Origin of the sequence: Methylovorus mays, assembly GCF_020531915.1 — a bacterium.
GTDB lineage: Bacteria > Pseudomonadota > Gammaproteobacteria > Burkholderiales > Methylophilaceae > Methylovorus > Methylovorus mays.
Genome location: NZ_JAJAVG010000004.1, coordinates 563,148 through 588,443, shown reverse-complemented (window position 1 = coordinate 588,443; position 25,296 = coordinate 563,148). Strand labels below are relative to the sequence as shown.

Annotated in this window: 26 protein-coding genes and 1 pseudogene; 11 read left to right on the top strand and 16 right to left on the bottom strand. The window is 51.4% G+C overall.

The annotated features are described in order from the left end of the window. Positions 1-115: 115 nt before the first annotated feature. The 5 genes from LG203_RS05085 to LG203_RS05065 form a co-directional block, all read right to left on the bottom strand. Positions 116-547 carry a response regulator gene (locus tag LG203_RS05085; RefSeq protein WP_230344777.1) on the bottom strand — a complete coding sequence of 144 codons (432 nt, stop codon included), beginning with the start codon at positions 545-547 and terminating at the stop codon, positions 116-118. Between the two features lie 133 nt (positions 548-680). Beyond that, positions 681-1,313: a response regulator gene (locus LG203_RS05080; RefSeq protein WP_230337443.1), complete on the bottom strand. Its 633-nt coding sequence runs from the start codon at positions 1,311-1,313 to the stop codon at positions 681-683. 39 nt (positions 1,314-1,352) lie between these two features. Further along, a complete protein-coding gene (locus LG203_RS05075; RefSeq protein WP_230344776.1) occupies positions 1,353-1,910 on the bottom strand; it encodes a ferritin-like domain-containing protein in 558 nt (185 codons plus the stop codon). A 51-nt stretch (positions 1,911-1,961) separates the two neighbouring features. Next, positions 1,962-2,387, bottom strand: coding sequence for a hypothetical protein (locus LG203_RS05070; RefSeq protein WP_230344775.1), 426 nt, complete (start codon positions 2,385-2,387; stop codon positions 1,962-1,964). A gap of 40 nt (positions 2,388-2,427) precedes the next feature. Continuing rightward, the gene (locus tag LG203_RS05065; RefSeq protein WP_013441969.1) at positions 2,428-2,589 is read right to left on the bottom strand and encodes a DUF1328 domain-containing protein; all 162 of its coding nucleotides are present in this window, start codon (positions 2,587-2,589) and stop codon (positions 2,428-2,430) included. A gap of 120 nt (positions 2,590-2,709) precedes the next feature. On the opposite strand from LG203_RS05065, the gene LG203_RS05060 reads away from it, so the two are divergent. The 10 genes and pseudogenes from LG203_RS05060 (at position 2,710) to LG203_RS05015 (ending at position 14,885) form a co-directional block, all read left to right on the top strand. Continuing rightward, on the top strand, positions 2,710-4,113 hold the full coding sequence (locus LG203_RS05060) for a sensor histidine kinase (protein ID WP_230344774.1): 1,404 nt from the start codon (positions 2,710-2,712) through the stop codon (positions 4,111-4,113). A gap of 217 nt (positions 4,114-4,330) precedes the next feature. Continuing rightward, entirely contained in the window at positions 4,331-4,846 is a 516-nt protein-coding gene (locus LG203_RS05055; RefSeq protein ID WP_230344773.1) for a BON domain-containing protein, read from the top strand. 3 nt (positions 4,847-4,849) lie between these two features. Beyond that, a complete protein-coding gene (locus LG203_RS05050) occupies positions 4,850-5,083 on the top strand; it encodes a BON domain-containing protein (RefSeq protein WP_230344772.1) in 234 nt (77 codons plus the stop codon). Positions 5,084-5,101: 18 nt separating this feature from the next. Next, positions 5,102-5,353, top strand: a complete 252-nt coding sequence (locus tag LG203_RS05045) for a hypothetical protein (RefSeq protein WP_230344771.1) — start codon at positions 5,102-5,104, stop codon at positions 5,351-5,353. 291 nt (positions 5,354-5,644) lie between these two features. Beyond that, entirely contained in the window at positions 5,645-5,986 is a 342-nt protein-coding gene (locus LG203_RS05040; RefSeq protein WP_230344770.1) for a BON domain-containing protein, read from the top strand. A gap of 196 nt (positions 5,987-6,182) precedes the next feature. Beyond that, positions 6,183-6,458, top strand: a complete 276-nt coding sequence (locus tag LG203_RS05035; protein WP_230344769.1) for a hypothetical protein — start codon at positions 6,183-6,185, stop codon at positions 6,456-6,458. A 138-nt stretch (positions 6,459-6,596) separates the two neighbouring features. After that, positions 6,597-7,714: pseudogene (locus LG203_RS05030) on the top strand (IS3 family transposase). A 99-nt stretch (positions 7,715-7,813) separates the two neighbouring features. After that, the gene (locus tag LG203_RS05025; protein ID WP_230344768.1) at positions 7,814-8,773 is read left to right on the top strand and encodes a TIGR02391 family protein; all 960 of its coding nucleotides are present in this window, start codon (positions 7,814-7,816) and stop codon (positions 8,771-8,773) included. Positions 8,774-8,965: 192 nt separating this feature from the next. After that, positions 8,966-13,891, top strand: a complete 4,926-nt coding sequence (locus LG203_RS05020) for a glycosyltransferase (RefSeq protein WP_230344767.1) — start codon at positions 8,966-8,968, stop codon at positions 13,889-13,891. A gap of 487 nt (positions 13,892-14,378) precedes the next feature. Next, positions 14,379-14,885 (top strand): BON domain-containing protein, encoded by a 507-nt coding sequence (locus tag LG203_RS05015; RefSeq protein ID WP_230344766.1) that lies wholly within the window; start codon positions 14,379-14,381, stop codon positions 14,883-14,885. A 72-nt stretch (positions 14,886-14,957) separates the two neighbouring features. Here the strand turns inward: LG203_RS05015 and LG203_RS05010 are convergent, their stop codons facing one another. The 8 genes from LG203_RS05010 to dhaL form a co-directional block, all read right to left on the bottom strand. Next, positions 14,958-15,497 carry a lipocalin family protein gene (locus tag LG203_RS05010; protein ID WP_328486520.1) on the bottom strand — a complete coding sequence of 180 codons (540 nt, stop codon included), beginning with the start codon at positions 15,495-15,497 and terminating at the stop codon, positions 14,958-14,960. Positions 15,498-15,519: 22 nt separating this feature from the next. After that, positions 15,520-15,972: a YaiI/YqxD family protein gene (locus LG203_RS05005; RefSeq protein ID WP_230344765.1), complete on the bottom strand. Its 453-nt coding sequence runs from the start codon at positions 15,970-15,972 to the stop codon at positions 15,520-15,522. Beyond that, positions 15,969-17,603, bottom strand: a complete 1,635-nt coding sequence (locus tag LG203_RS05000) for a DEAD/DEAH box helicase (RefSeq protein ID WP_230344764.1) — start codon at positions 17,601-17,603, stop codon at positions 15,969-15,971. The genes LG203_RS05005 and LG203_RS05000 overlap by 4 nt, the downstream gene beginning before the upstream one ends. A 284-nt stretch (positions 17,604-17,887) precedes the next feature. Beyond that, a complete protein-coding gene (locus LG203_RS04995) occupies positions 17,888-18,601 on the bottom strand; it encodes a pseudouridine synthase (RefSeq protein ID WP_013441986.1) in 714 nt (237 codons plus the stop codon). Positions 18,602-18,681: 80 nt separating this feature from the next. Continuing rightward, on the bottom strand, positions 18,682-19,182 hold the full coding sequence (locus LG203_RS04990) for a DUF3617 domain-containing protein (RefSeq protein WP_230344763.1): 501 nt from the start codon (positions 19,180-19,182) through the stop codon (positions 18,682-18,684). A 138-nt stretch (positions 19,183-19,320) separates the two neighbouring features. Next, positions 19,321-19,998 carry a ribose-5-phosphate isomerase RpiA gene (rpiA, locus tag LG203_RS04985; RefSeq protein WP_230344762.1) on the bottom strand — a complete coding sequence of 226 codons (678 nt, stop codon included), beginning with the start codon at positions 19,996-19,998 and terminating at the stop codon, positions 19,321-19,323. 58 nt (positions 19,999-20,056) lie between these two features. Next, positions 20,057-21,046 carry a dihydroxyacetone kinase subunit DhaK gene (dhaK, locus tag LG203_RS04980; protein ID WP_230344761.1) on the bottom strand — a complete coding sequence of 330 codons (990 nt, stop codon included), beginning with the start codon at positions 21,044-21,046 and terminating at the stop codon, positions 20,057-20,059. Positions 21,047-21,109: 63 nt separating this feature from the next. After that, complete coding sequence (dhaL, locus tag LG203_RS04975; RefSeq protein ID WP_230344760.1) at positions 21,110-21,748, bottom strand: dihydroxyacetone kinase subunit DhaL; 639 nt, start codon at positions 21,746-21,748, stop codon at positions 21,110-21,112. 203 nt (positions 21,749-21,951) lie between these two features. Between dhaL and LG203_RS04970 the strand changes: the two genes are divergently transcribed. Beyond that, complete coding sequence (locus LG203_RS04970) at positions 21,952-22,728, top strand: TrmH family RNA methyltransferase (protein ID WP_230344759.1); 777 nt, start codon at positions 21,952-21,954, stop codon at positions 22,726-22,728. A 60-nt stretch (positions 22,729-22,788) separates the two neighbouring features. Here LG203_RS04970 and LG203_RS04965 read toward each other — a convergent pair whose 3' ends face one another. From LG203_RS04965 to gluQRS, 3 genes are all read right to left on the bottom strand, one after another. Beyond that, entirely contained in the window at positions 22,789-23,346 is a 558-nt protein-coding gene (locus LG203_RS04965) for a DUF2062 domain-containing protein (RefSeq protein ID WP_230344758.1), read from the bottom strand. A gap of 84 nt (positions 23,347-23,430) precedes the next feature. Continuing rightward, on the bottom strand, positions 23,431-24,324 hold the full coding sequence (hslO, locus tag LG203_RS04960) for an Hsp33 family molecular chaperone HslO (protein ID WP_013441993.1): 894 nt from the start codon (positions 24,322-24,324) through the stop codon (positions 23,431-23,433). A gap of 73 nt (positions 24,325-24,397) precedes the next feature. Continuing rightward, the gene (gene gluQRS / locus LG203_RS04955; RefSeq protein WP_230344757.1) at positions 24,398-25,285 is read right to left on the bottom strand and encodes a tRNA glutamyl-Q(34) synthetase GluQRS; all 888 of its coding nucleotides are present in this window, start codon (positions 25,283-25,285) and stop codon (positions 24,398-24,400) included. Positions 25,286-25,296: the final 11 nt, after the last annotated feature.

Here is a 25,296-nt window from a genome sequence, read left to right as displayed (position 1 = left end):
CCGGGTCGTCCCGATAATAAAATGCATGCTCAGGGTCGTCCCTGCGCTGGATGATGGAATGTGGATTATATAACGAGACTTACTGAGGGCTTGACGCTGAATCCTGAGCGCCAGCCTAGTCGTTTTTAGGAAAAAATTTCCTGACTTCCGTTTCCAGCGTATCAATGGCTTTATCAAAATCCATTGATTTATCGAAGAAATAGTCTACGCCAAGCGCCTTGGCCTCCTGACGATAATGCCCATGAGCATGATTGGTAAGGATCATGTATTTGGGACGCGGGTAGGGGAAGTCTTCGCGCTGGGTCATGCGAATAACTTCAAATCCATTGCCCTCCGCCAGTTCGATATCGACCAGCAAAAAGTCGAATGGACGGTCTCGCAGGATTTTAAAGGCTTCGGACTGGGTGGCGGCGACTCCATCAAACACCAGGCCATCACAAGATGACAAGGTCTCCATAATGGTTTCCCGCAACAACGCCGAATCTTCAATGAGCAAGACTCTCATGTAGGGCTGCTGTGTAGAAAGTTGTGCATTGGCTACAGACATTGTTAATCCATGCTGCTGGAAGGATTGTTTTCCTTGGTTAAACTCGTGGCATGATAATGAAATTCGGGAATCGCTCCTATCCGCGCTTGTCCTACAAGCGCTGACAAAGCTTCGAAGTCATCGTGATTCCGTTTCATGTGATCAAGCCGTTCTTGATAGCGTAATACGTTAAATCCGCATTGGTTTTCAAACTCATCTTTTCCAGAATGCGCGTCCGGTATGTGCTGACGGTTTTTACACTGATGCAAAGTTCATCTGCAATCTCGGTGGCACTCAGGCCGCCGGCCAGTTTGAAAAACACCTGGAACTCGCGGTCTGACAAGGTTTCATGCAAGAGCTTTTCGGTCGGATGGCTGAGCTCGTTGGTCATCAGCTCGGCCAGTTCGGAGGAGATGTAGCGTTTGCCATTGGCAATGGCGCGTATCGCCGAAATGATTTCCTCAGGCTCTGCATCTTTGGATAAATAGCCCTTGCAACCGTTCCGCATCAGGTTGAGTGCATATTGTTCTTCCGCATAACCACTTAGTATCAACACGGGCAGATCCGCATTGACATGCTTCAGGTCGTGCAAGGTGTCCACCCCGTTTTTATCCGGCATGGAGATATCCATCACGACCACATCATAGGTGTTGTTACGTACCAGTTTGATCGCTTCGACGCCGGAAGCGGCTTCGCCAGCCACCTCCAGGTCGGACTCCAGTTCGATCAGATTGCGCAGGCCTTGCCGCACAATGCTGTGATCGTCCACCAATAATATTTTTTTCATGATTTTTATATGTCTGCTCTTAAGGGTAAGTTAACACTGTCAGGAGCGAGCCAGCCAGTCGGATAACTCATCGGCATGCTCTTCTTCGGTCGCCAGAATGCCTTCAAGCAAGCGGCGGGTTGTTGGGTCTTTGTCGCCAATATAATGGATGAGTTCATGATAGGTGTCGATAGCGATGCGTTCTGCCACCAGATTTTCCTTGATCATTTCGCGCAGGTTCAGGCATGGCACATAATCGGCATGACTGCGGCCTGCGAGACCTTCTGGGGAAAAATCCGGCTCGCCCCCCAACTGTACGATACGTGCGGCAATCTGATCCGCATGCTCCAGTTCCTCCTGGGCATGAACATTGAACTCCCTGGCGATACCTTCGGAATTCAAGCCCTTGGCAGTGAAGTAGTGGCGCTTGTAGCGCAAGCTGCATACCAGCTCGGTGGCGAGCGCCGAGTTAAGATGCATGATCACTTCTTTGCGATTGGCTTCATAACCAGGTGCTTCGGTTCCTTCCTCTACGCTTTGACGGGCGTTTTTCCGTATGGCTGCCATATCCAGTTTAAATAACGGGTTTGCAGTGGCAGGATTCGTTACTTCATCCATGATCATGTTCCTTATCGTTGGCTGGCAAATTCATCGCTGGCAATGCGGCGCTTACTCTTCCTCGCTGTGATGACTGCCAAGCAGATAGCCCAGCGCGGCACCTGTACCAAAGACCACCGACAGGCTCAGCAGGGTGCGTTTGCGCACAATCTGCCTGGAGCGCGTTTCGCCGACTTTAATGGCCTGTTGGACCTCACCGCGCAATGTCGCGCTCCAATCACTCAGTTGCGTGCTCAACGTATCCTTCAGCGTTTCCAGTTTTTCACCAGGGTCCTTGGACTCCAGTAGCGCTTTTACATTTTCGAGCAAGGCCAGAATTTCATCCTTGGACGCATTGGATTTGTCCTGCAGCTTGTCTTTTAATTTTTCGGTGGCAACTTTTGCATCTTGTGCAATGTCGGTTACATTGTCTTTGACGTCTTCGGCGGTAGATTCCAGTTTTTGTTTCAGATCTTGCGTTTTGGATGTACTGAACATGGTGGCTGTCCTGTTTTAAAAAATTAATTGAAATAATTGATTACTTTGAGAAAAATCCTGTCAATAATGAGATGACAAAGATCACCAGAAAGATATAGAACAGGATTTTTGCAATTTCGGCCGCACCGGCAGCTATTCCACTAAACCCAAATAAGGCTGCAATCAGGGCGATAACCAAAAACACGATAGAATAGTTAAGCATTGCGTTTTCCTTGCTTGGCTAAAAAGTGATCCCAGCTTAAATGCTTGGGGCGTTCCCCATGAGAGGGGATACTCTGAAACGCTTGTAAGAGAGCGCTTACAAAATTCATATATGACCTTAATGAAAAAAATCTGGACCCAGACGGAACGTGTGATTGAAAAGCTGGGTGGTCGCGTTGTTGCCACCCTCATCGCCGCCATGACACTGACCTTGCTGGCTGTCGTAATTGCCGATGGCTGGATCGTCTCGATCAACCGCCTGGCGGAGGATATCTTTGTCGTCCGCAACAATATCTCGACCCTGTCTGACTTGCGTTATCGCGTGACGGAGGCGGAGAGTGCCCAGCGTGGCTATCTGCTGACCAAGAAGGACATGTATGCCACGTCCTTCAATAATGCGGTCGCCGCCGCGCGGGTGGATATACGCAAATTGCGTGGCCTCGTAACGGAAGACAGCGATCGCATGTCAGTCAACAACGAAAAAGACTGGTTGATGACGGTGAGCGGGACGCTGGAGGCAAAGGCTGCCGAAATGAAGCTCACCATGGCGCTGGCCCATGCCGATCGGACACTGGAAGCCAATAGCGTGGTTGATCTGGATCAGGGCGTACAGGAGATGATGAAGCTGAATGGCTACATCATGACATTGCTGAACCAGCAAAACGATGCCTTGAGCAAACTGATAAGCAAGCGCCGCAACAGTGTGCTCTATACCCGCATTGCCATTGTCGGTACTTCGCTGGTGCTGCTGGTGTTGGTGATTCTGGTTATCCGCCAGTTATTGAACGAAATGTCCATGCGCGACAAATTGCGTCAGCGTCTGGAAGAAGAAGTGCATATCTATGAAACCCAACTGAACTCGCGCACGCAGTTGCTGCGTACGCTGGCCTTGGGTTATCAGTCGGATGTGGAGCGAGAGCGCGAGAAGCTCGCACGTGAGCTGCATGATGAGCTGGGGTCGATTCTGACGGCAACCAAGATGGATATTTCCTGGGTGACGCGCAAAACGCGCGATACTTTCCCGGATGTGGCAGACAAGCTGGTTAAAACCATGCGCTACATTGATCAGGGCATCCAGTTCAAGCGGCAAGTGGTGCAGGATCTGCATCCCTCCATGCTGGCGACATTTGGTTTCTGGGCAGCCTTGCGCTCGCTGATTTCGGATATGGCCGAGCGTAACCAGTGGGAGCTTAATCTTGTATTGCCGGATGAGAGCGTCAAGTTCGGCGATACCATAGGCCTGATTGTCTACCGCGTGGTGCAGGAAACCCTGAACAACGCCAGTAAATACGCCAAGGCAACCAAAGTATCGGTACACCTGATGACCGAGCTGGCCTTCGTCAAGCTTGAAATCGAGGACAATGGGGTGGGGGCGGATCTTAGTGTCAGCGGTGGTACCACCCATGGTCTATCTGGCATGCGCCATCGCGTCATGGCGATTGGCGGCAATCTCGAAATTCAGTCCTCTCCTGGACATGGCATGCTTACCCGGGCCTTGATTCCGCTGGAAATCAATCAAACATAGTTGACTCTGTCGCTATCTCCTCCACACTGGCGCGTCCTGTTCGCATGCCCGCAGACAGGGCGTTTTCAGGTGTAGTCTTCATCTGACATCAATTAAAGAAGAGCGCTGACTGTCTGTCGCTCAGGTATCCCGTAGCATGCCTCCAATGCCAGTAGAGCTTCTGCTGGCAAATTTGTCCCCGGCGTCTTTCGATGCCGAACAAAAACAAGGAGAAATCATGAAAAAAATTCGTACATCCTCTATCGCCACGCTGACGTTACTTGCTGGCATCGGGTTCAGCTCAAGTTCCGTGCTGGCTTTCGGCACCGCCGATACCGTTGATCAGAGTCCTCTGGCGACCGAATTTCGCAATCTGGATACCAACAGCAATGATCTTTTGACGCCCGCCGAAGCCTCCAAGGACAAGCTCTTCACCAAAAAACACTTCAAGGCAGCAGATGTGGACGGTGACGGAACACTGGATCAGAAGGAATACTCTGAATACAAGTCGAAAGACCAGCAAAAGAATGCCAAGCGCGTGATCAACGACAGCGTGATTACCAGCAAGATCAAAGCCAACATCCTGAAGGATGAAGGGTTCAAGGGCCTGGAAATTTCCGTTGAAACACACAACGGCGTCGTGCAATTAAGTGGTTTTGTTGAAAATAAGGCCCAGATTGAGCGCGCCAAGGAAATTGCCGCTGGTACCGAAGGTGTGAAATCCGTCCATAACAGTCTGATAGTAAAGGGCTAGACCATGAATCTCTCGAGCATGCTGGAAGATACAATGACGACATTACGCGTTAAAACCAGCCTGCTACGAGAGGTTGGCTTTCTGGGCATTACCATGGGCGTGGCGACACATCATGGTGTGGTGTATCTGAGCGGAAAGATTGCTTCCTATGGCGATATCGCCGAGGCGATGGCAATCGCGCGTGGCGTGGCAGGCGTGCGCTCGGTACAAAACGGCTGCCAACTCCGGCATGCGTGACCCGCATTGCCATGCATCATGAATAGCATGCGATTCGACATGAAGCAGGTAAGAAAACACGAGCGGCTCATTAACATGGCCGCCCTCAGTGTCATTATTTTTGCTTTCAGTTCCAGCGTGATCATGGTGGGATGGTTTATCAAACAACCGCACCTCAATTCGGAAGCTGCATCCCCTAAAACACATCATTCCGTCGAGCTGCCTACCGAGCATACGCCTCAGGAAGCTCCGGCAGAATTGCCACCCACTACGGGTGTGATCCTCATCTGATAGTACATCGTCTGCAATGGTTGCTTGCAGCTGCCATATCCCTTAGCTGTTCTCTATTCACCTTTTCATTTCCCTCAAACCATCTGGATTTCGCCTGTTAACGCAGCTGAATTCCGCTTGTGAGTTTCTCCCATATCCGCGTCGGAACTGACTGACACGACAATCAGCATGCTACCGACTGCTGCTTGCATAAGCCTTGATTATCATGCCCTTACTTCGTTAACCCTCTGCGAAGGTCGCCCCGGCAAGACCAGCGTCCTTCCTCAAGTTTGAACAGAAAGAGAGCTCATCATGGATGACTTGTCCGCCGAATTCACGATGTCAGATTACATTGCTGATAGTTTCACCCTCTCGCCTCCAGCCCGCATGCCTGACAACATCGCCAAAGCCCGTAAGCTTGAGCCTCCTGTGGTGTTGACGCAGGATGAGCAGATTCGCAACACCGTCTTGCAGCGCTTGTCTGCCGATCCGTATTTCAAGGGTTTTGATATTGAGGTGGAATCCAAGCGCTGCATCGTCGTATTGAAAGGCCAACTCGGCAACTACGACCAAATCGCCTGCGCTTACCGCCATGCGGTGACCGTACCAGGCGTCAAGGCAGTGTATAACGGGCTGGTATGCAACTATCACTAAAAACTATGAGGAGAGCGTTGTAGGTGTTTTCCTACGCTAATTCAGGAACCCGGCGGACGGACAGCAAGGGAACCAACTCCTACAATGCCATTACTGGTTTATCACTTGCACGGGCCAACAATCGCAACTTAACAATGGTTACTAAAGCGAGAGCCCGGCAAGCCATATTCACCACATGATTTCAGGGAGACGCATCATGCACAAACATCAGAATTTTCATCAGGGCCAATACCACTGGCTAGTAAACCTCGCCGCATCCAGCCTGATTCTTTTTGCCGTCGTGGGCAGCGTGTCCTTGTTTGCTCCCGAGATCAGGCAATCTGCTACCACGCATAGCCAGGCCAATATCATCAGACAGGATGACTTCGATCGCAGCTATCTGCATCAAGCGAGTCCGGACAAGGAAATTCTCAACCTCAAGCCCAAGGCTGAAAACAATGCGTTTACGCGCGTGCGAAAAGTCACTGCCTGACAGGTCTGATGTTGAATACGCTATTACCCATCTGATGCCATTAACCCTGGCGGTCACGAGTGATAATCTTTCACATGAATCGCCCCCACTTTCCTAGACAGCTCAAGAGCCTCAAACTAGAGAAGTTGAGGAGGATTCATGAGCAAGCAACAACGTTATAGCGAAGAGTTCAAACAAGCAGCCGTCAAGCAAGTCACTGAGCGACAGTTTTCTGTGGCAGAGGTCGCTGAGCGGTTGGGTGTTTCAAGCCATAGCATTTATGCCTGGATCAAGCGATTCAGCGCCCCTGAAGACGAACTACAGCATTCTTCCAACCAGCAAGCAGAAATCCGTCGCCTTAAGGCGGAGCTGCGCCGCGTCACTGATGAGCGAGACATCCTAAAAAAGGCCGCCGCGTACTTTGCCAAGCTGTCCGGGTAAAGTACGCATTTATTCAAGAGCACGCATGCTCTCACCCTATCCGACGTCTCTGTCGCATGATGAATGTGCATCCCACTGGCTATTACGCTTGGCAACAGGCACCTCAGTCTGCAAGAGCGCAAGAAGACCCGCGATTGTTAGGCCACATCAAGCAATCCTGGCTGGAGAGTAGCGGGGTCTATGGCTATCGCAAGATCAAAGATGATCTTCGAGCCCTAGGGAGATCTGCGGCAAGCACCGTGTTGCGCGATTAATGCGTCAAGAAGGGTTACGTTCTCAAACTGGCTATCGGCGTCGCTCTGGTCGGCTTGGAGGGCGGCCAGCTGTGGTTGCCCCAAATCATCTGCAGCGCCAATTCGACGTGACCACCCCCCAACACAGTATGGGTGTTATACCTGGCTGCTGTACTGGATATCTTCTCTCGGCAAGTTGTAGGATGGTCAATGGGACCCAGGATGGATCGTGACTTAGCGATCAGCGCACTACTGATGGTCGTGTGGAGGCGGAGACCAGAAGGTGAGGTGCTGGTCCACTCGGATCAAGGTAGTCAGTTCAGCAGTTATGATTGGCAAGCATTTTTAAAAGCGCATCGTCTCAAACCGAGCATAAGCAGGCGAGGCAATTGCCACGATAATGCGGTCGCAGAAAGCTTCTTTCAATTGCTGAAGCGGGAAAGGATACGTCGCAAGATTTACGAGCATCGAGAAGCTGCCCGCCAGGATGTATTTGATTACATCGAGATGTTTTATAACCCTAGGCGTCGGCACAGTTTCAATAATGGCTTATCGCCAGTAGAGTATGAGAGGCGTTATTTCGAGGGGCTGGCGACTGTCTAGCATAGTAGGGGCGATTCATATCAAACTATCCTCACTATAGGTGGCCAGTATCTAAGTCTGTACTTTATAATGCAACTAGCATTCACATTCCAGAATAATATGAACAGCGTAAATCTAAACAAAAATCAGCGGAAAGTTTTAATCGAGGTGTTTGAGAACGAAAGAAGCGGAAGTCCCTTAAATGCTAAAAGATTTAGGGTGGCTTTGTTCGAGCATCTTCAGACATTGGATTTTCTGGAAAACAATAATTACATTGTTAAAAACGATAATCTTTACGAGTTAAAAATTGAATCGTTGGATTTGATTTCTAATTATGACCCTTTGGTCGATTTTTTTCTGCATGAAATTAACAACATTTTTTTACTCTTACAAAAGACATATCGTAATGATCCAGACTCATCACTGCTTTTAAGCGAACTGGAAATTGAGCTTGAGACACCTCGCGATGAGTTGGTTCGCTTAGTAAGGTACTTACTCAATTTACCTATTTTTGGTGGTTGCTCCACTGATTTAAATGAGGTGAACGCTTCTATAACACCTAGCGAGTCAGTTTTAAAATATGAGTCTGTATATGATGTAATTGATACTGTTAAATCGTGGAGAAATCCACCTCAGCCACCTAAGCCTTTTCAACATAGCGATGTGCAACAGGAAAATTTAGCTGATTTCACTTTCTTGTTACATCCAAGAATTCTTCAGTCGTCTTTGAAGCTTTTTGAAAGTGGCCATTTAAGAGAGGCTGTACTTAACTCTATGACAGCTGTTTTCGACGTAATTAGGCAAAGAACTGAAATTGCCGATGAAGATGGTGATCGGCTTATTGGAAAGGTTTTTTCCTTAGAGTCACCGTATTTAATTTTCAGTGAAATTGATACTGAATCAGGACGGAGCGATCAAAAAGGATTCATTCAGATTTTTAAAGGCGCTTATCAGGGCATTCGAAATCCAAACGCACACACTCTAGATCATGCCTTAACAAACAAAAGAGCGGCTCAGTATCTAATTCTTGCAAGCTTGATGATTCAACGCGTTGAAGATGCAAAGCAGCCTAATCAGTAGGGCCAAAGTTAGATAAATGCTGATTTATTAATTTGCATGCTCTCAATGAAAAAACCTGAAATAATTGAAGCCATACGAGAGCGATTTCAAAGATTGTAAGACTGATTCATTTATACGTAAGCGCAGATTCCCGGTGCATTTAAAAGCGGACTAAGAATCTCAATAAATTAATAATGTGCTGGATTACTCATTATGGAAAATGAAAATAATAATTTTGCTAAAAGATACTGGGTCCGCAGAGGCAGCGAGGATTTATCTACGGGTTTTTATGACCCTGACACAAGCAAAAATCCCTTTAGCTTAGTTGATAGCGTCAACAGTCAAATTCCTTGCATAGTTCTATTGGGACCTCCAGGGATAGGAAAGTCTACTGAATTCAATAATGCTCATTTAGAAGCAATTAGAAAAGGATACTCAACTGAATTTATTTCTTTAGCTTCAACATACAGCGAAGAAGAGCTAATTAATGCTGTTAACGAACACTCTAATGAAGATCAAACCACCTTAATATTCCTTGACGCCTTGGACGAGTCACCAGTATCGATTCCAGTTACTCAAAATTGGATAATTAAGCTGGCTCGAAAAATCAATGCAAAGACAGAAGGTTCCAATAAAAAAACGTATCTCCGCATAAGTAGCAGGACCGCAGACTGGTCCGAACAGTTTGAAAAACAATTAAAACAGATATTGGGTGAAAACTCTGTACTTGTCTTTGAGTTGGCGCCACTTAGCAAGCCACAAGTCTTGGATTTCTTTGTAGCACAGTCTCCCGACGCTATTGAACCCATAAAAACAGTTCTTGATAGTGATGAAAGTGTGCTTTTAAGCCGGCCAGTAACTCTAAGAATGTATTTGAATATTCTACAAACACCAAACCCAGCTCAACTTAGTGATAGATCCTCAACTTATCGACAAGGCATACTTGCTTTATTGGAAGAGTCCAACCAAGCTAGGCGCTTGAGTGGGGCAGTCGGCACTTTAGAGGCTGATGCAAGATTTGTAGTTGCTGGGCGAATTGCTGCTGCAACTGAACTATCCACAAAGATGGTAATTTGGGATGGATTGTATTCTGAGACTGTACCCGAACATGCAATTCCTATTCATGAACTTGCAGGTGGCTTTGAGCTAGTTCGTAAAGAAGAGTTGAAAGTTGGCGTAAAAGAAGTAAGAGAAACTCTGAGGACAGGTCTATTTGTTCAAATAAGCTCAAACTCATATAAGTGGAGCCATAAAACGCTTTCAGAATATTTGGCAGCGTATTACATAAAACAGCGTGCTCCATCTTCTGGCAGCATTCTTTCTTTAATCCGATCTCATGTTCCCGGAAATACCTATGTAGTCCCTCAGTTACGTGAGGTCGCTGCATGGCTAAGTATTTTCGATAAAAGTATTTGGAATGAATTGGTAGTGCACGAGCCTGGACTACTTATGTCCAGCGATATTACGTTGAACTCTGATAATGAAAAGGAGTTGTTAGTCTCAGCGCTGTTGCAAAAACTAGACACTCTTGAAACTTACGATAAGGTTGAATGGCGACGCTTATATAAGAGACTAAATCATAAAAATTTAGCCAATCAGCTTAGGCCAATAATAGAAGACCACTCCAAACATAAAGTTGTTAGAAGAGCGGCAATTGATATTACGGAAACTTGCTCTTTAATTGAGCTTACAAAGGATTTAAAAGCGCTAGCATTTGACGCTAACGAAGATAGCCACATAAGGGCGGAAGCAACGCATGCATTAACTTTGCTGCTTCCGGAAGATCAACTTACTGAGCTATTGCCGCTTGCGCTAACTCCAAAGAATGACGTAGATGATGAAATCAAAGGGTTGGCGCTGATTGCACTATGGCCAAATCATCTGACGTTTGAACAGCTTTTATCAACACTGAACGAACCAAATAATCATTCATTGATCGGTTCATACGCTTTTTTTATTTATGATTTGAAATTTACGGCGTTGACTCCTAATGAAGCCTTAGCAGCAATCAGATGGGTTAAATCAAGAGCAGCTGATAATGATGACAGTCGTTCATTCACTAGGTTAACAGGTAGGCTCCTTACAGAAATTTGGAATTCAGCCACTGATGAGAAGGTTTTAAATGAGTTAGCTAGCTTTGTTCTTGAAGTTAATGCCATATTCTTCGAACTTCGAAATGAACCAGAAATAGAACAATTTCAAAAGCACTACTTAAGCGACTCGCCTTCTAAAAGACAAGCCTTATTACATACTATTTTTAAAGTAGCTCCCTCCGATTGGGCTATGCCACGATCACTACTTTTTAAACCATGGAGTTTACTAAAGGCTGAGGACCTGAAATGGTTAGTAGATGACTTGATTAGTAAAACCTGCATCAAAGCTGAAGGTTGGTTAATTCAGTTAATAATCAGTCTAATAAATTGGGAGTATTCTCCCGAAAATGAATACGTTTTAAATCAGGCAGAAAAACATCTTGCATTAAAAGAAGCGTTAAAAGAAGTCTCCGAAGTCAATCTAGACTCGGAATTTGCAAAATGGAATTTAAAACAAGCACAGACAAAAAAATTAGAAGACTCACAACCTCTTAAACCCTCTCTAAAATCGATCATTGTTGATCTATTGAATCAATGTCATAACAATAATCTGGATGCATTTTGGAGGCTAAACTTAGCGTTACTTGAGACCTCAGGAAACCGAATCGATGAGTTTACAGGTGTTCTAGCGCCTAGTCCTGGCTGGGACTTATTGTCAGATCAGGAAAGATCAGTTGTAGTTAAAGAGGCCAAACACTACCTATATGAGTTCTTATTAGATCAGAACTTTCTTCAACCAGACATTCATCATAGACCTTCTGCCGCAGGATACAGGGCTTTCAGATTGATATTCGCTGAGAGTCCAGATACATATGCCCAAATACCCTCGAATGTATGGGCGTCCTGGAGCTTATCAATTATATCGTTCAGTAGTAATGATAGTGAGATTGAAAGAGAAAAGCACCGTCAAATTACCAAAGATTGTGCTCGTAATGCTAAAGATGAATTTTTGACCGCTTTCAAAAAGTATCTAGAGATAACAAGTAATGCTTATCATGCAGTCGGCTTAATTAAAGACTTCATTGATGAAAGTTTTTTAGAAATAATATGGAATTGGGTTGTAAGTTACAAACCGACTGGTCAAAATGAAAGGGTTGCATTTCAAGAGTTAATTAACAATAACTTTCCTCCAGCGTTAGATCAAGCATATAAGTCATTGAAGTCTATTGAGTTCAATTTAGATCCAGAGAATATAGACGGTGATTTAGAAAAAGCGTCCACACTCATTGCTTTAAAACCTCAAGAAACATGGGAATTTTTAACTCATCTTTTTGATACGAATAAAGAAGTCGCCCGTGAGTTAATCAAACACTTAACAAATAAACTATATGATGCGCCATCTTCAGTTCTCACTCAAATGCATCTAGCTCAGTTATATGTTTGGATAGAGTCTTTGTTTGAAAGACGAGAATCTATTCGTGGCCCGCGGGTATTGAATTCTGTTGATCATGCGTTTTCCTTTCAGGAAAATATTCTTAGAAGATTAGTTGCGCAAGGAACATCAGAGAGCGTTGATGCAATTGCTTGGTTACTCACTCAACTTCCCGAAATTGATTGGTTGAAATACTCATTAACCGATGCGAAAGAAAATCAAAGACGAGTGGAATGGAAGCCACTAGCACCTAGAGACGCTATTGAACAGATTAATGCAGTCCAAATTAGTTTGCCAATAATTAGCGACAAGGAAACAATACTAGACAGTGCTGTGCAGCCTTCTGAAAGTTTGCTGATTGAAGTTGGGCTGAGTGAAGCTGTCTCCGAATATACCCCTCTGAAGGAGCAGGAAGCAGTTGTCAGCAGACCGGAACTAGAAAAGCTTAGTTTTTTATTGATAGGGACCGAATGGGGGTCTGAACATGGTGGGGTGTCTACTTTTAATCGCAATCTATGCATAGCATTAGCGGCTTATGGTCATAAAGTATTTTGCTTTATTCCGAATGCAACAGAAAAAGATATTGCGCAAGCAGCACAGCAAAATGTAGAAATATTAACTGCCAACTCTTACCCTGGCTTAGATCTGCAATCCCAGTTAGCTAGAGGCCCCAAAACAATCATCAAACCTGATGTGGTCATTGGACACGACCATATAACAGGTTCCCCTGCCTTGGCTTTGGCAAGAGAACAATATCAATGCCCTTATATTCACTTAATTCACACCAGTCCTGAAGAAATTGAGCCTCACAAAACTAGACCTGAACAGGCGACCAGTGGCCTTATTACCTATTCTGTAGGCAATGATAAAGGAGAAACTCAGGCAGAACTTTGTTTAGCTGCTGATATTGTATTGACTGTCGGACCAAAGCTTGAGAAATCTATAAGAAGAAGGTTGGTGGATGAGAAGGAGCAGGATTTAATTGTTTCAATTCTTCCTGGGCTAAGTATCGACTTATTAGATTACAACCGCAGTGCATATCAGTACGAGGCATGCTGCCTTATCACAGGGCGAATGATAGATGCTTCATTAAAAGGCGCAGATCTATTTATGCAAGTGGCAGGTGATTTCTACTCGAATCCATCCACAAAACATCTCAATGGCACTCTATTTGTTATGCGGGGATTTAAAGTTGAAACAATGGATCTCGAAATAGAAAGACTTAAAAAGTTAAATAATGTGTCTTCACCTTATATTCATCCCAAACCATTCACAGCAGACGAAAAAGCTCTAATGCGTGATATTAAGTCGGCTTCATTATTTTTGATGCCTTCCCGAACAGAGGGTTTTGGACTAGCTGGTTTAGAGGCCATATCAGCTGGAATACCAGTGATTATCAGTGCCCAGAGTGGTCTTGGAGAAACAATTCTCAATTTGTCTAATGAGTTTCAGAGCAGCGATTTAAGGCGGATAGCCAAGGATTGTGTAATTGACACTCATCCAAACGGTCCTGAAATTCTACAAAATTGGAGTCAAGAGTGTGCTAAACGCCTTGGTGATACTCAAAAGTCATTTGCAGATGCTAATGATCTTCGACGGGAGCTCAGCTCGAAACTTACATGGGAATCAACTGCGTATAGCGCAACGAAAGCTGCACTTCGGGTCATAAAATAAAATGTTGTCACAACTCAATATGTCGTTATGAGTTACTAAAAAGACATGGGGGAGTAGGGCTAAAAGCCTCTATAACGAACTTTAGATGCTTTTGCCACTGCTGGACGTATAAGGAACATGCTTTCCTGAGTGCGAATACCATCCTTTACTAGCTGGCGTGACCGTGCCTGACCCTCGCGCTTCATGCGAAGAATCTCCGCTTCATTGATCTTCACTGTCTGAACGGTTTTCATAACTGGAATAATAGCCTGTTGATTTAAAAATATCCAATCTTACTCTTCGCGTTGGGCAGCTGATGGGTAACAGCGGTTGAATAGCAAAAAGCGCCCCTGGGGCGCTTTTTTTATGGCTGGCATCAAACATGCATGGTGTTAACAAAGCTGTTGTAGGTTGAAGCCGACATCAAAAAGTGGCGCTTGCCGACGGCTGAGCTCGCGTGGCACTTGTAGACTGAATGCATATTCATCAGCAATGGAAGGGAGTTTGTATGAACACAGCGTTTATGAAACATCTTCTCATGGCGGTGGCGCTCACAGGCATGGCCGCCAGTTCGTCTGCCATGGCCAGACCCGACGATGTCACGGAAAATCCCCAGATTGAGGCATTCAAAAAGCTGGACGTGAACAAGGATGGCGTGCTCAGTGTAAAAGAAGCAGGCAAGGATTCCCTGTTCAATACCACGCATTTTGCCAAGGCAGACCTCAACAAAAGCGGCACGCTGGATCAGCAGGAGTACATGAATTACAAATCTGCCGAACAAAACAAAGAGGTGGAACGTATTGCGGATGATAGCGTGATTACTGCCAGCATCAAGGCAGCGATCCTGAAAGAAGATGGGTTCAAGGGCCTGCAGGTCAGTGTGGAAACGCATCGTGGAGTGGTGCTGCTGAGTGGATTTGTTGATGCGCAGACACAAGTCAGCACGGCCGAGCGCCTTGCCAGGGAAACCACAGGCGTCATCTCCGTGAAGAATAGCCTGATCGTAAAACGCTAGCGCTCAAGCGCAATGCATAAAAAAAGCCGGAGGGCATGCTCCGGCTTTTTTTATGCAGGCATGGCATGCTGCTTATGGCTTTTCAGGCTGAGGCGGGTAGATCAGCTTGTCGGTGGCAAAGCCCAGGCTTTCCGCTTTTGCGAGCAGGGGCTCCAGCGTTTTTTGCGGGAGTTGCGGGGTGCGGGACAATACCCAGAGATAAGACGTATCCGGCCCGCTGACCAGTACGTGCTGATAGTCGGGATCCAGCACCAGAATGTTATAAGCCCCATAAAATGGCCCGAAAAAAGACACTTTCAACATGCCGGGGTAGCGCCCATCGGCATCGGCCGGCTTCAGGAAATAGGCTTTGCCTTCGGCTTCCTGCCATTTGGCTTTTTCCGGATCATAGCCACGGTTGATGACCTTGATGCCGCCATCTTCACGAGGAGAATAGGTCGCAGATACCTGCTCCAGTCCACGTTCGAAGCTGTGGTCCAGGCGAGCGATTTCATACCATTTCCCCAGATAACGCTGCGCGTCTACCTTGGTGACAGGTTCGGCGCCGGGTGGCACGCCCATACAGGCGGTCAGCAGGCTGAGCAGTGCAATTACGAACAGTCTATGAAGCATGTCATGATTCCTTGGATGAAGTTCAGGAACGCGGCAGGCGCGCCAGGAAGCGATCCAGCGATGCGGCAAAGGCTTGCCTGTCCTGCTGGTTGAGTGTGGCCGGCCCCGAGAGTTCCACACCGCTGCTACGCAGGGTTTCCATGAGATTGCGCATGCTGAGCCGCTCGTGGATATTGGCTTTGTCGTACATTTCACCGCGCGGGTTGAGCGCATGCCCATCCTTGGCGATCACGGCGGCGGCCAGCGGAATATCGGCGGTGATGACCAGATCGCCCGCTTCCAGCTTGTCTACAATTTCATTGTCCGCGACATCAAACCCGCCCGGCACCTGCATGGCTTGCAGATAGGGGGAGGGCGGCAGGCGCAACAGCTTGTTGGCAACAAACACCGTAGGCAGACGGCAGCGCTCCGCCGCACGGTAGAGTATTTCCTTGATGACGACCGGGCAGGCGTCGGCGTCTACCCATATCTTCATCGGCCGCGGCCACCTCCGCCACCACTGCCGTTACGTGGACCCTTGGGCATGTGGCGTGGTCCGGGCTTGGGGGCAAATATCGGTGTCTGCGGCAGGGCCTGATGACGGGCTGCTTCAGATAATGGCTTGCCTGCATCAGCAGTTGCCTGCGGTTTGCGGTTGCCTTGCGAGGCGCCATTGGCGCCGCCAGCCTTGCCAGCCTTGCCAGCCTGTGGGCGGCGTTGGCCTTGCGGCTGGGCGCCGTTGCGTGAGCCGTTGGCGTTGGCGCCCCCCGGCTTGCCCTGACGTGGCTGACCACCGGGGCGGGCTGCATTTTCTCTTGGCTGGCGCGGTTGCGATGGTGCTGCTTGCGAATCACGCGGCTGGCTTTGGCGGGCTTGATTCTGGCGTGGTTGGCCTTGACGCGGCTGACCTTGACGTGGGCGCGGAGCACGTGGCTCGCGTTCTTCGCTGGCGGCAGATTTGTCTACCGGCGATGGTACAAAGCCTTCGACTTCTACACGTGGAATTTCGCGCTTGATCAGGCGCTCAATGCCTTTCAGCAGCTTGATTTCTTCTTCATCGACCAGCGATACGGCAGCGCCTGTTGCGCCTGCACGGCCGGTCCGGCCTATACGATGCACATAATCTTCTGCCACATTCGGCAGCTCAAAGTTGACCACTTGCGGCAACTGGTCAATATCCAGCCCGCGCGCGGCGATGTCGGTGGCGACCAGTACTGGCAGGCTGCCATCCTTGAATTGCGCCAGTGCCTTGGTACGGGCAGACTGGCTCTTGTTGCCGTGAATGGCGGCAGCGGGAATGCCATCCTTGACCAGTTTGTCGGCCAGGCGGTTGGCACCGTGCTTGGTGCGGGTAAAAATCAGCACTTGCTGCCAGTTGTTCTGCTTGATCAGGTGGCTGACCATGTCGCGCTTGTGGCTCTGGCGCACCAGATGCACGGTTTGCTCCACCAGTTCAGACGCGGTATTGCGGCGTGCCACTTCCACAAAGCCCGGGTTATGCAGCAGGCCATCGGCCAGTGCCTTGATTTCATCGGAAAAGGTAGCCGAGAACAGCAGGTTCTGCCGCTGCTTTGGCAACAATGCCAGCACGCGCTTGATGTCGCGGATAAAACCCATGTCCAGCATGCGGTCGGCTTCGTCCAGCACCAGGATTTCCACCGCGGAAAGGTCCACGGTTTTCTGGTTGGCGTGATCCAGCAAGCGGCCAGGGGTTGCCACCAGAATATCCAGTGGCTTTTTCAGTTGGGCGACCTGTGGGTTGATCCCCACGCCGCCAAACATCACCATGGATTTCAGCGGCAGGTATTTGCCATAGGTTTGTACGGATTCTTCTACCTGGGCAGCCAGCTCGCGCGTGGGCGTCAGGATCAGGCAGCGTGGCTGTCCGGCCTTGTTCTTGCCGGGACGGCTTTGCAGCAGATGCAGCAGCGGCAGGGTGAAACCGGCGGTTTTGCCGGTGCCGGTCTGGGCGCCAGCCAGCAGGTCTCCCCCGGTTAATACCTGGGGGATGGCCTGCAATTGAATGGGGGTGGGCGTGGTGTAGCCAGCATCGGCAATCGCACGCAAAATGGGTTCGGCAAGGCCGAGCTGGGCAAAGCCAGCGGCGTTTTCAACTACGGTAGACAAGATTAAAACTCCTGCAGCTGCCTATTGCTTTGTGAGCATACCAATTCAGGCAACGAGATGGGGTGGTGTGAGGGACGCTGCGGTCATTGGTGAAGCGCAGGAACCCGCATTATACGGTATATGGCTGGGACTTGCGGCATGAGATTCGGTTCCCTGCCCAAACTTGCCAGTCTGCTGTTGATATCTGGCTGCAGCGGACGCCGCCGGGGATGATGTTTGCACCCGCAGCGGCGCGATTTTGTCGGCTGTTTTTTGAGTTCGCCAAGATAATTTCGCCAAGTTAATCAGGCGCGTGCAGCACCGTTCAGCGAGGCGAGTTCGCTCTCCGTGAGCCAGCGCCATTGGCCTTCTGCCAGGTCGTCTGGCAATACCAGCTCGCCGATACGGATGCGCTTCAGGCTCTCCACGCGATTGCCTACGGCAGCCAGCATGCGCTTCACCTGATGGTATTTGCCTTCGGCCAATGTCAGATGCAGCACCTGATCGCTGATCTGTTCGCAAGCCAGGGCGGCGATAGGGGCGGGCTCATCCACCAGTTGCACGCCTTCCTGCAATTGGCGGATCTGATCGGCATCCACGGCATGTTTGGCGCCGACTTCGTAAATTTTGGGCACTTTCCACTTGGGCGAGCTCATGCGGTGGATGAACTGACCATCGTCTGACAGCAGGATCAAGCCGGTGGTATCTTCATCGAGCCGCCCTATGCATTGCACGCCGCGCTCCAGCAGCGGGTGCGGCAGCAGGGCAAACACGCTGGGATGATGCTGCGGCTTGTGCGAACACTCGTAATTGGCAGGCTTGTTCAGCATCAGGTAAGCCTTTTCACGATATTCCCATGGCTCATCGTTCACGGTGAATGCGAGCTTGTCCGTGTCAAAGTCGGCAAAGGGGTTATCGCAAGGCTCGCCATTGACGGTCACCGCATGGTGGCGGATCAGGATGCGGCAGTTTTTGCGGGAGCCGAAGCCCTGCGCGTGAAGGATGCGTTCAAGATGCATGAAATGAAGACTCGTTGATTAGCGGGTTAAAGGCCAGGGTTAAGGATGTCAGATGCCGGATGGGCGGTTATGCACCGACATCATGGAAACGTGGGGGTGTCTGCATTGCAGGCCGCTTGTACCCAGCGGCCACTGAAGTCGGTGGTCTGGTCGATAGGCCCCAGCTCATTGCTGGTGCCCTGCGCCGTCAATTGCCCTGTGAATGCCGTATCGCTCTGCACCTGCATGCTGAACTTGCCGGTTCCCTGCAAGCTGCCGGAGCATACCACATCCCCATTGACCTGTTTGCCCGCGTGGCGGTAATTGCGGATGACGCAGCCCTGATCATTGGCCGGTACGATGGGTTTGTCCAGCCTGGCTTGCTCGGGCGTCAGGCATTGCAGCACGGTCATGGGCTGGTTGCCGACAGGCAGCTGGATGCCGAGCATCTCCAGTTGTTGCAGCTGCTCATCGGGAATCTGCGGCATATTGTGCAGTTTGAGCTTGATGCTGGTTTCCCATAATCCCGGGCGCAGGGCATCGGCGGCATGCGCGGGGTGGCTGGCGAGCAGACTCAGGCCAAGTATCAGTCCTGCTCCCAACTGCCAACCAACAGTTAGCGGAAGGGCCTTGATTGAACATCGAATGTTTGGCACATGTATCCTTAGCAACGTTATTCCAGAAAAAATCAGCCTTAAACTCCAGCCTCAACCCTATGCCTCACTCAGCGCATGGCGCCTTCAAGCCTGCACCACATCCACCTGCCCCTGGTCGGCAATCAGGACCAGGCTGGCGAGGCCACGAAATACGCCATGCTCAACCACGCCAGGGGTGTTGTTGAGCAGAATGTCCAGCTCGGCATCGTCCAGCCAATCGGGGAAGCGTACATCCAGCACATAGCTGCCGTGCGCGGTAACCGCGACGTTATCCTTGCTGGCGTTGAGACGTAGTTCGGCTTCGCCATTGGCTTTTTCCAGCGCGTGGCGGACGATTTTCCAGGCCGCGGGCATCACCTCAACCGGAATCACGAATTTCTCGCCTATGCGGCTGACCTGCTTGCTTTTGTCCGCCACCACCACAAAACGCTCGGCGGCGCGGGCCAGCAGTTTTTCCATGACCAGATCCTGCCCCCGGCCTTTCAGCAGAGTCAGCCCCGGTGTGATTTCATCGGCGCCATCCACATAAAGATCGAGATGCCCCAGCTGCGAGATATCGAGCAGGGGCAAGCCATGTTCGGCTGCCTTGATGGCGCTGATGGTGGAACTCGCCACCGTGGTGATGCGCAGACCTTCGTCGCGCTGGCGACGGCTGAGCGCTTCGATAAAATAATTGGCGGTGGAGCCGGTGCCCAGGCCGACGATCATGCTGTCTTCCACCAGGCTGGCGGCATGCTCGGCTACCAGTTGTTTGTCGTTCATGATGCTGCTCCTTTTCGTGTGAGCGTGATGAGGCGTTTATTGGGAAGTGAGCACAGCGTTACATACCCCAGCGCAGGGCGGCGGTATGTACCGGGCTATCCCAGTGCTGCTTGATCTCATCGTCAAGCAGGCACACGGTGATCGACGCGCCGGCCATATCCAGCGCGGTGGTGTAGTTGCCGACCAGTGAGCGACTGATGATGAGACCATGCGATTGCAGCAAACGTGCGGCGCTGTTGTACAAGAGATAAAGCTCCATCAGCGGTGTACCGGCAAAACCGTTGACCAGCAGTAGGATTTCACTGCCGGAGGCGGGCGCCAGATCATGCAGAATCGCCTTGACCAGGTCAGCCACAATCTCATCTGCCGGGCGCATGGCTTCGCGGCGACGGCCGGGTTCGCCATGGATGCCGACGCCCATTTCCAGCTCCTGCTCGCCCAGCTGAAATGTGGGTTTGCCCGCCGCCGGTACCGTGCAGCTGGTAAGGGCCACGCCCATGGAGGCCGTGCGCCGGTTGACCCTGTCGCCCAGCGCCTTGCAGGTGGCCAAGTCGGCACCGGTTTCTGCCAGGCTGCCAACCACTTTTTCCACGATCACGGTGCCTGCGACGCCGCGACGGCCCGTGGTGTAGGTGGAGTTTTCCACCGCCACATCATCGCTGGTCAGCACAGTGGCGCTTTCACAGGACAGCATTTCTGCTGCCATTTCAAAGTTCATGACATCGCCCGCGTAATTCTTGACGATGAAGAGCACGCCCTTGCCGCATTCCACCGCCTCAGCGGCGGCCAGCATCTGATCCGGGCTGGGCGAGGTAAACACAAAGCCGGGGCACACCGCATCCAGCATGCCATAGCCCAGCAGACCGCTATGCAGCGGCTCGTGGCCGGAGCCGCCGCCCGAAATCACGGCGACCTTGTTCTGGGCTTGTTTGGCACGTACCAGGTAATTGGGGTCGAGATGCAGTGTCACCAGATCCGCATGCGCGGCGGCAAACCCTTGCAGGCTCTCGGTGAGCATGGTGTCGGGCTGGTTCATGAATTTTTTCATGGGGTCTCCTCCTGCTTTTTGTGATGGCTATTATTTGAATCAGGGCAATGCTTGGGCAATGCCTTAATGAGCCTGGCCCAGCAGCATGTCGCACACGGCATGGATCATCACCTGGCAGCTTTTTGCACCCGGGTCGATATGGCCAATGGCGCGTTCTCCCAGCCCGGCCGCCCGGCCTTTGGTCGCCAGCATGTCGCGCGTGGCCAGCATGCCTTTTTCCGCTTCGGCCTTGATGGCATGGATAGCATCTGCATCCAGCTCGCTATGCGTGCTGGCAAGCTGGGTGAGCAGGGTCGACACCGGTATCAGAACATCCATCATGGTCTTTTCGCCCACCTGGGCTTTGCCACGATGCTGTATGCCAGCAACGCCAGTCGCAAACAGCGCCGCATGATCAGCCAGCGAAATCGGCTCCTTGAGCTTGATGGCTTTTGCCATCTCCAGAAAAAAGCTCGCGACCAGCGGGCCGGAAGCGCCGCCTATGCTGGATAGCACTTTCATGCCGATTTTCTGCAGCGCGGCATCCGGAGTCAGGTTCTCCAGCTCTGGCCGCATGGCGGCGGCTGCCGCACAACCGCGCTTGATGTTGATGTAGTGATCGCCATCGCCAATGTCGCGGTCCAGACCCTCGATATCGGCCTCATGACTGAGGATGGCGGAATTGACGGCATCAATCGCCGCCAGAATGAAATCAGTCTTCACGTATTGGATACTCCTTAGGCTGGTGCTGGCGTAGCCGGATGGCTGATGGTGTCGATCGGTGATGATCAAGCGCCATGCCGGCGACAGGTCCGGGTGCAAAAGTATTACCCCGAACGCCATCTTTTGCAAACCTCGTCTCTGGCTTGCCTACGGCCTGTTGGCGTAATCGGGTAAAATGCCGGCATTCCCCTATGGAACCTGCCATGAGCTTCAAACATATTACCTCGCGCGACAACCCTGTCTTCAAGCAACTGAAAAAACTGGCGGAGTCTTCCCGCGAGCGCCGTCGGCTGGGTCAAACCCTGCTGGATGGCCCGCATCTGCTGCGGGATTACATGGCGGTATTCGGTACGCCGCGCCAGCTCATTATTGCCGAAGGGCAGTCCACCAATGAGGTGAATGGCCTGATACAAGAGCTGGCGGATATTCCCACACTGATGGTCACCACGCTGATGTTTGCCGAGTTATCGCCGGTGACAACGCCGACCGGTATCCTGGCGCTGGTGGATACCCCCCAGCTGCCTTTGCCCGAGACGTTGGAGTTTGTGCTGATGCTGGAAGATATCCAGGACCCGGGCAATCTGGGCAGCATGTTGCGCTCCGCCGCCGCCGCGGGCGTGCAGGTGGTTTATTTGTCGGAAGGCTGTGCCGAGGCGTGGTCGCCCAAGGCGCTGCGCGGTGGGCAGGGCGCGCAGTTTGTGTTGCCCGTGGTGGAGCGTTCGGACTTGCTGGCATTGACCGGGAATTTCCCAGGGGAGACGCTGGCGACGGTCATGCAGGGAGAGTCCTTGTACGAACAAGATCTGCGTCAGCCCGTGGCATTCCTCATCGGCAATGAAGGCGCCGGCCTCAGCCTGAAACTGCAAGCAGCGGCCAGCCGCAAGATTCATATTCCCATGCAGGGGCAGGTGGAGTCACTCAATGCCGCCGCCGCAACGTCGATCTGCGTATTTGAGCGCTTGCGGCAAAATCTGAACTAGGCTTGCCTGGTCAAGCCTCTCAGGTCTGGCTGGGGAAACTGGCGGGATTAAACCCGCGTATCAGGCTGCGGGTTTGCGTCGTTTGGCACGCCGCTGATCCTGCCGCCACTTCCAGATCACCAGCGTGCCCACATAGGTCACGGTGGAGCCGACCACGGCCAGCGTGGCCAATCCCGTCACCAGTGGCAAACCTGCGCTTTTCAGCCAGGCCAGGCTACTGTCTATCCAATGCATGTCCACCATCATGGGTTCAGCTTCGATGGCATGCTCCAGCAACGGCGCAATCTCCTGCTGGCCGATCAATAGCGAGCCTATGCTGTAAGCCAGCCAGTACACCGGTGGAAAAGTAAACGGGTTGGTCACCAGCGTCGCCAGCATGGCAATGCTGATGTTGGCGCGCATGAACAGCGCCGTGAGCGCGGCAGCGAAAAACTGCCCGAAAGGAATGATGAAGGCAAAGAAAATACCGATGGCCGCGCCGCGCGCTACGGCCTTGCGCTCAAGGCGCCACAGGCGCCGGTCCTGCAATTGCGTGCGGAATGGGCTCAGCCAGCGCCAGGCCAGGATGGTATCGCGGCAGGGAATGTGCTGCTGGAACCGCTTGAATGAGAAGGCCATGCTTATGCCTGAGCTGAGAGGGCGTGCAGATTAGCACGGCCCTCGTGACAGTTTGATGATCCGCTCGGGCTCAGGCCACGCCGCCTAGTGGCGGCTTTGCGTGGCAGGCATGACAATATCCGGGCTGAACAGCTGCTCGGTGTCGACCTTGTCAAAGGTGTATTCGGCGTTACAGAAATCACAATGTATTTCAATGGTGCTTTGTTCCTCCAGTATCTCGGCCACTTCCTGCGGGCCCAGCATTTTGAGCATGTTGCCCACGCTGGTGCGCGAGCAGCTGCAGTGGAAATTCACTGCCTGTGGCTCAAACAGCCGTACATCTTCCTGATGAAACAGCCGCTGCAACATTTGTTCGGCGGATAATCCCAGCAGCTCTTCAGGCTTGACCGTGTCGGCCAGAAAACCCATGCGGTCCCAGGCATCCAGGTCTTGCTCAGGCTGGTCTGGCAGCTTTTGCAGCAGCATACCGGCAGCACTGTTTTCATTGGCCGACAGCCAGATGCGCGTGGCAATCTGCTCCGAGCGCTGCATGTAGTTCTGCAGGATTTCGCTGATGTTGTCGCCTTCCAGCGGCACAATGCCCTGATAGGTCTGGCCGCCATCCTTGGGGTCCAGGGTAATGACAAAATGGCCATTGCCGACCAGTTCGGTAAAGCTCATGCCATCGAGGTCGCCTGTCCATTTGGCCGTGGCACGCAGCCCAAGTTCCGCAGTGCACTCCACGACAAGCAGATTGACCGGGCCTTGCCCCTGAATCTGCAGTACCAGTGCGCCACCTTGCATCTTGAGCGTGGCGGAGAGCAGGGCGCTGGCGGCCATCAACTCGCCCAGGGCGCTTCTCAGCACAGGTGGGCAGTGCTGGTGTTGCAGCGCGCTTTGCAGGGTACGGTCGAGATGCACGGTATTGCCACGTATCGGCGTGTTGTCGAAAACGAAGCGGTGCAGGAGATCTTGGTGCTGGAGAGATAAGGTATTCATGGTGTCATTTTAACATGGAGGCTCAGCCGGTGCTTTGCAAGCAGGCTCGCGCAAACTGCTGCAAGAGGCTATATCAGGTGGGGATATGCCGGGTGCGCGGGATGGCCTGCCATTGCCAGTGTTCACGGGCCCAGGCCCATAGCTCCGCAAGCGATGCCTGCCGCAAGGCATCCGGCGGCGATTGCTGCAGAAACCGCAATACCTGCCAGAGCTGTTCGCTGGCATGCTGCCATTCCAGCGCGGGGGCCAATGTCTGTTTGCTGAGTTTTTCGCCTGCGGCATTGGTGGCAACCGGTACATGGGCATAGTCGGGCTGCGGCAGCTGCAGTGCTTGCTGCAAAAAAATCTGCCTGGGGGTGGAGTCCAGCAGGTCAGCGCCGCGCAGCACATGCGTGATGCCTTGCCAGCCATCATCCACTACCACGGCGAGCTGGTAGGCAAACAGGCCATCAGCGCGTTTCAGCACAAAGTCGCCGATGTCATCTGCCAGACGTTGCTGCTGCGGCCCCTGTATTTCATCTTCAAAACGGATAGTCAGATCACCCACCCGGATGCGCCATGCCCGGGCGGATTTTCCCGGCGCCAGTCCATTGCGGCAGGTGCCGGGGTAGACGACGCCATCAATACCGTGGTGGCCAGAATCGGCAATTTCCTTGCGTGAGCAGCCGCAGCCATAGATGGCACCCTGATCTTTCAACTGGGCCAGCGCGGCTTCATATGCCGCTTGGCGCTGGCTTTGGTAGATCACCGGGCCGTGCCATTCAAAGCCATAGTGCTCCAGCGTGCGCAGGATATGATCAGCGGCACCGGGCACGGTGCGGGGCGTATCAAGGTCTTCCATGCGCACCAGCCATTCGCCTTGCATGGCATGCGCTTGCAGGTAGCTCGCCGTGGCGGCAATCAAGGAGCCGAAATGCAAGGGCCCGGTAGGGGATGGGGCAAAGCGGCCGCGATAGGGCATGCGGATGGAGA